This window comes from Mesorhizobium sp. M7A.F.Ca.CA.002.09.1.1 (assembly GCF_003998555.1).
GTDB lineage: Bacteria > Pseudomonadota > Alphaproteobacteria > Rhizobiales > Rhizobiaceae > Mesorhizobium > Mesorhizobium ciceri.
Genome location: NZ_RZRR01000473.1, coordinates 1 through 4,280, shown reverse-complemented (window position 1 = coordinate 4,280; position 4,280 = coordinate 1). Strand labels below are relative to the sequence as shown.

Genomic DNA, 4,280 nt, shown 5'->3' with positions numbered 1-4,280 from the left:
AAACGGAACCGTAAAGCTGACCGGTTTCGCCGGCGGAGCGAACGGCGATGAAGCTCTTGCCGTCGAGCTTTTCAGCGACCTGGGCCGCTTCCGACTTGCGCTCGAGGTTGCGGGCTTCAAGCTGGGCGCGCTGGCCTTCGAACTTCTTCTTGTTGGCTTCGTTGGCGCGCAGCGCCTTGCCCTGCGGCAGCAGGAAGTTACGGGCGAAGCCGTCCTTGACCTTGACGGTATCGCCCATCTGGCCGAGGCGGGAAACGCGTTCGAGAAGAATGACGTCCATGGATTTGTTCCTTTGGTTGGACGCCAATCGATCGATGAGATCGGCGCCGAATGTCTTGGGAACAGGTCAGGAAGCTTGAGCGCCTTTGGCGCTGGTGTCGCTGTCCTGCCTGTGCGGCAGTTAGAGGTTTTGACCTCAACCCGGGATTTGATGTTCAACCCTGCGGCGCCCGTCGCCGTGGGAGAAGAGCGGGCGGCGAACCGCCCGCATTTGAGATATTAGCGAACCACGTAGGGCAGCAGGCCGAGGAAGCGGGCGCGCTTGATCGCCTTGGCGAGTTCGCGCTGCTTCTTCTGGCTGACGGCGGTGATGCGCGACGGCACGATCTTGCCACGCTCGGAAATGTAGCGCTGCAGCAGACGCACGTCCTTGTAGTCGATCTTGGGCGCGTTGGCGCCGGAGAACGGGCAGGTCTTGCGGCGGCGATGGAACGGGCGCCGGGTCGGGATCTGATTGATGTCGACCATTATTCTGCACCCCCTTCAAAGCCTTCGCGCGGACGGCGCGGACCACGATCGGCACCGGCGTCGCCGAACGAGCGCGGCGGACGATCGCCACGGTCGCCGCGATCACGATCGCCGAACGAACGCGGACCACGATCGCCACGGTCACGGTCGCCGAAGCCGCCGCGTTCCGAGCGCTCTTCGCGCTTCTGCATCATGGCCGACGGGCCTTCCTCATGCGCCTCGACCTTGATGGTCAGGAAACGCAGCACGTCTTCGGACAGGCCCATCTGGCGCTCCATCTCGTTGAGCGCGGCCGCCGGGCAATTCAGGTCCATCAGCGTGTAGTAAGCCTTCCGGTTCTTGTTGACCCGGTAGGTGAGGGACTTCAGTCCCCAGTTCTCGACCCGGCCGACGGACCCGCCATTTGCGGAGATGACACCCTTGTACTGTTCGACAAGCGCATCGACCTGCTGCTGCGAGAGGTCCTGCCGGGCAAGAAACACATGTTCGTAAAGAGCCATTATGTCTTATGCCTTTCTTCGTTTCTCTCCCGGTTCCCGGCGGCAAAAGCCTCTGCAACTTCTCTGACCCGCAAACCCTCGAGGGGCAGGGGGAAGAAAGGAGCATGACGAGACGGTCGAGAGCGGAGACACGGGAGGCGGAAGCACTTCCGGCTTCACACGAAGGTTCTGAAAAACCTCCGGCCCTCCGTTCAGCCCCCAGCAAGGACCGGCAGATTGCGGGCGTCTATACAGCAATCCGGCCGCAAAGCAAGGGCAAGCGGCATTCCCGTGTGTCGCAGGCGACGATCGGGAGCAGCAACGGCCGGAGTCGTGGTTTCCGGCAACCACGTCTTAACCACACCAGCAGGTTGTGTGGAGTTGAAGCCTGGCCGTCAACGGTCGATTCATCATGGAAGGCGCAAAAGCCCGGACAACCGCGCAAAAGCGGCAAGCATTTCCGGGGGTAAGGATGCTTCTCAACAAATTCTGGCGCTCGAAGAGCGGCAATTTCACGCTTGTGCTGGGACTGGGTTTGCCGGTCATCCTGACGGCAGTCGCTTTCGCAACCGATGTCTCGACCCTTATGCGGGCCAAGAGCAATTTGCAGAACGCTCTCGATTCGGCAAACCTTGCTTCTTCGCATCTTGGCGATCTCGACATCACCCGCAATGACGCTTTCAACCGCTATTTCCAGGCCAACATCGTCGGTCATGGCGAGCTCGACAATGCGCAGGCGACGTTGACTGTCGACAAGGGCGTCAACTTCGTCAAGACCAAGGCGGTTGCCTCGGCGGACGTCCATCTCAACTTCGCCTTCCTGTTCGGCGACAGCAAGCACATCGTGGTCGATGCCTCGGCGGTCGAATCGAACAACCAGCTCGAAGTCGTGCTGGTGCTGGACAACACCGGCTCGATGGCCGGCGCGCGGATGACGGCGCTGAGGACGGCGACAAAATCGTTGCTCGACACGCTCGAAGCGGCGAAATCGCCAACGCGCAAGATCCGCGCCTCGCTGGTTCCTTTCGTGACGGCCGTCAATGTCAATGGCGACGGCTTCGACCCGTCCTGGATCGACATGGACGGCAAGTCCTCAACCAACGGCGTCAATTTTCCCGTCATCGACGGCAAGCGGCCGAACCACATGGCGCTTTTCAAACAGCTCAAGAAGACCGGATGGGCCGATGCCGGATGGAATGGCACCGGATGGAAAGGTTGCGTCGAGGCGCGGCCAGGCGCTTACAATATCTCCGACACGCCACCCGACCCGGCCAAGCCCGACACGCTGTTCGTGCCCTACTTTGCGCCGGATGATCCCGAAGACGCCCAGAAGCCGTCTGGCTCCTATGGCAATTCGGATAAATACTACAACAACTCCTATCTCAACGATGTCAGCGACAAAACCAGGCTTGCCCAGTCGGGCATCAACATTCTGGGCATCGATCTCAGCAACCTGCTCGGCAATCTCATCGAACTTCTGTCGCCCGATGACAGGGATGCCAGGGAAAAGATCGCCAAATATGTTGCGCCCGCCAAGGAACTCATCACCGAGATCGGCTCTCCCGTCACTGTCGGCCCGAACCGTGCGTGTCCGACCCCGGTGGTCCCCCTGACCGACGATTTCGACAAGCTGCGCAAGGCGGCCAGTCAGATGACCGAGTGGAATGGCTCGGGTACCAATGTCTCCGAGGGCCTGTCATGGGGTATGCGTGTGCTGTCGCCCGCCGCGCCCTACACCGACGGAGCGCCTTGGAAGACGCCCGGCATCAGCAAGATCGTGCTGTTGCTCACCGACGGCGAGAACGTCGTCTATGGCGCCAGCGAACAAGAACCGACAAAGTCGGATTACACATCCTATGGCTATCTGGCTGGCGGCCGCTTCGGATCGGACAACCAGACGACCGCTGCGCGCAATGTCGACGGCTGGACCAAAAACGTTTGCACGCAATTGAAGAACGAGGGCGTGCAGATCTACACCATGGTGCTGCAATCCGACACCGCAGCCAACCGTGCGCTTTACAGCGCCTGCGCCTCGGATCCGAGCAACTATTATGCCGTCAACGATCCGACCAAACTGCCGAACGTGTTCCTTCAGATCGCCAACAACTTCACGAAGCTGCAATTGACCAACTGAACACGCGAACCGAGACGGACCAGCAGGCTCTGAGGAAATCGCTGGCCTCAACTCGTATGGGCGGCGACAATCTTGTCGACCGTTTCGGGGAAGAAGTCGGGCGCTGCGTGGCGTTTGCCGAACATCATATCGTACTGCAGCAGGCGGAAATCGCGGATCGCCGGATCGATCTCCTTCTGCCGCGCCCAATCGGGCGTGGCCTCGCCAGCCGGCGTCAGCAGCAAATTGCGGTCGACGACACGGTAGTGTTCGCTCATCTCGCCCAGGAAGCCGGTGTAGTAGGGATGGCTGATGCCGGCCGTCTTCAGGATATGATAGGGCAGGAAGGCCGGGCTGACAGCGCCCATGTGCTCAGCCGGCCCGGTGCGGTTCGACCAGATGACCAGCGGCGTCTCATGATGCTCGAGGGCAGCCTCGGGCGACGCTTCCTTGCGCGGCGCGACATTGTCCTTCAGGAAGCCGGTTTCGACATAGACCGGCCCGAGCGGCGGCAGATGGTCGCCGAAGAAGGCGATCACGGTTGGGCGGGAGCGTGTCTTTGCCCATTCGACGAGGCGTTCGAGACCGCGATCGGCATCGGCTGAGCCTTCGGCGTAGCTGAGCAGCGATTCGCGCGCCCACTGGCTGATCGGCGCCTGCACCCTGTGCGTGGGACTGTAATAGCGGTTCGGTTCGTAGGGACCGTGGTTTTGCAGGCTGACCGCAAAGAAGAACACCGGCTCTTCGCTGGCGTCGGCCTCGCTGATGATCTCGTCGGTCATCGCGGCATCCGATGCCAGTGGCCCGCGCTTTTGCATTGGCGGCAGCGTCTCTTCCGACTTGAAATCGTTGAAGCCGAAATCGGCGTAGACCGCGCCACGGTTCCAGAACCAGTTGGTGCCCGGATGGATGGCGCGCGCCCGATAACCCTGGCTCTTGAG

5 protein-coding genes are annotated in these 4,280 nt (G+C 61.2%); 1 reads left to right on the top strand and 4 read right to left on the bottom strand.

Features of this window, described 5'->3' with window-relative positions:
- The 3 genes from rplI to rpsF all read right to left on the bottom strand — a co-directional run.
- Positions 1–280: 50S ribosomal protein L9 (rplI, locus tag EN994_RS19995; protein WP_127307747.1), on the bottom strand; the 280-nt coding region annotated here is incomplete at its 3' end.
- A 218-nt stretch (positions 281–498) separates the two neighbouring features.
- A complete protein-coding gene (gene rpsR / locus EN994_RS19990) occupies positions 499–747 on the bottom strand; it encodes a 30S ribosomal protein S18 (protein ID WP_006203718.1) in 249 nt (82 codons plus the stop codon).
- Positions 747–1,247, bottom strand: coding sequence for a 30S ribosomal protein S6 (gene rpsF, locus EN994_RS19985; RefSeq protein WP_013532520.1), 501 nt, complete (start codon positions 1,245–1,247; stop codon positions 747–749). The genes rpsR and rpsF overlap by 1 nt, the downstream gene beginning before the upstream one ends.
- A 451-nt stretch (positions 1,248–1,698) precedes the next feature.
- Between rpsF and EN994_RS19980 the strand changes: the two genes are divergently transcribed.
- On the top strand, positions 1,699–3,360 hold the full coding sequence (locus EN994_RS19980; RefSeq protein WP_063167703.1) for a pilus assembly protein: 1,662 nt from the start codon (positions 1,699–1,701) through the stop codon (positions 3,358–3,360).
- A gap of 47 nt (positions 3,361–3,407) precedes the next feature.
- Here EN994_RS19980 and EN994_RS19975 read toward each other — a convergent pair.
- A partial coding sequence (locus EN994_RS19975; RefSeq protein WP_164746028.1) for an LTA synthase family protein occupies positions 3,408–4,280 on the bottom strand: 873 nt, incomplete at its 5' end.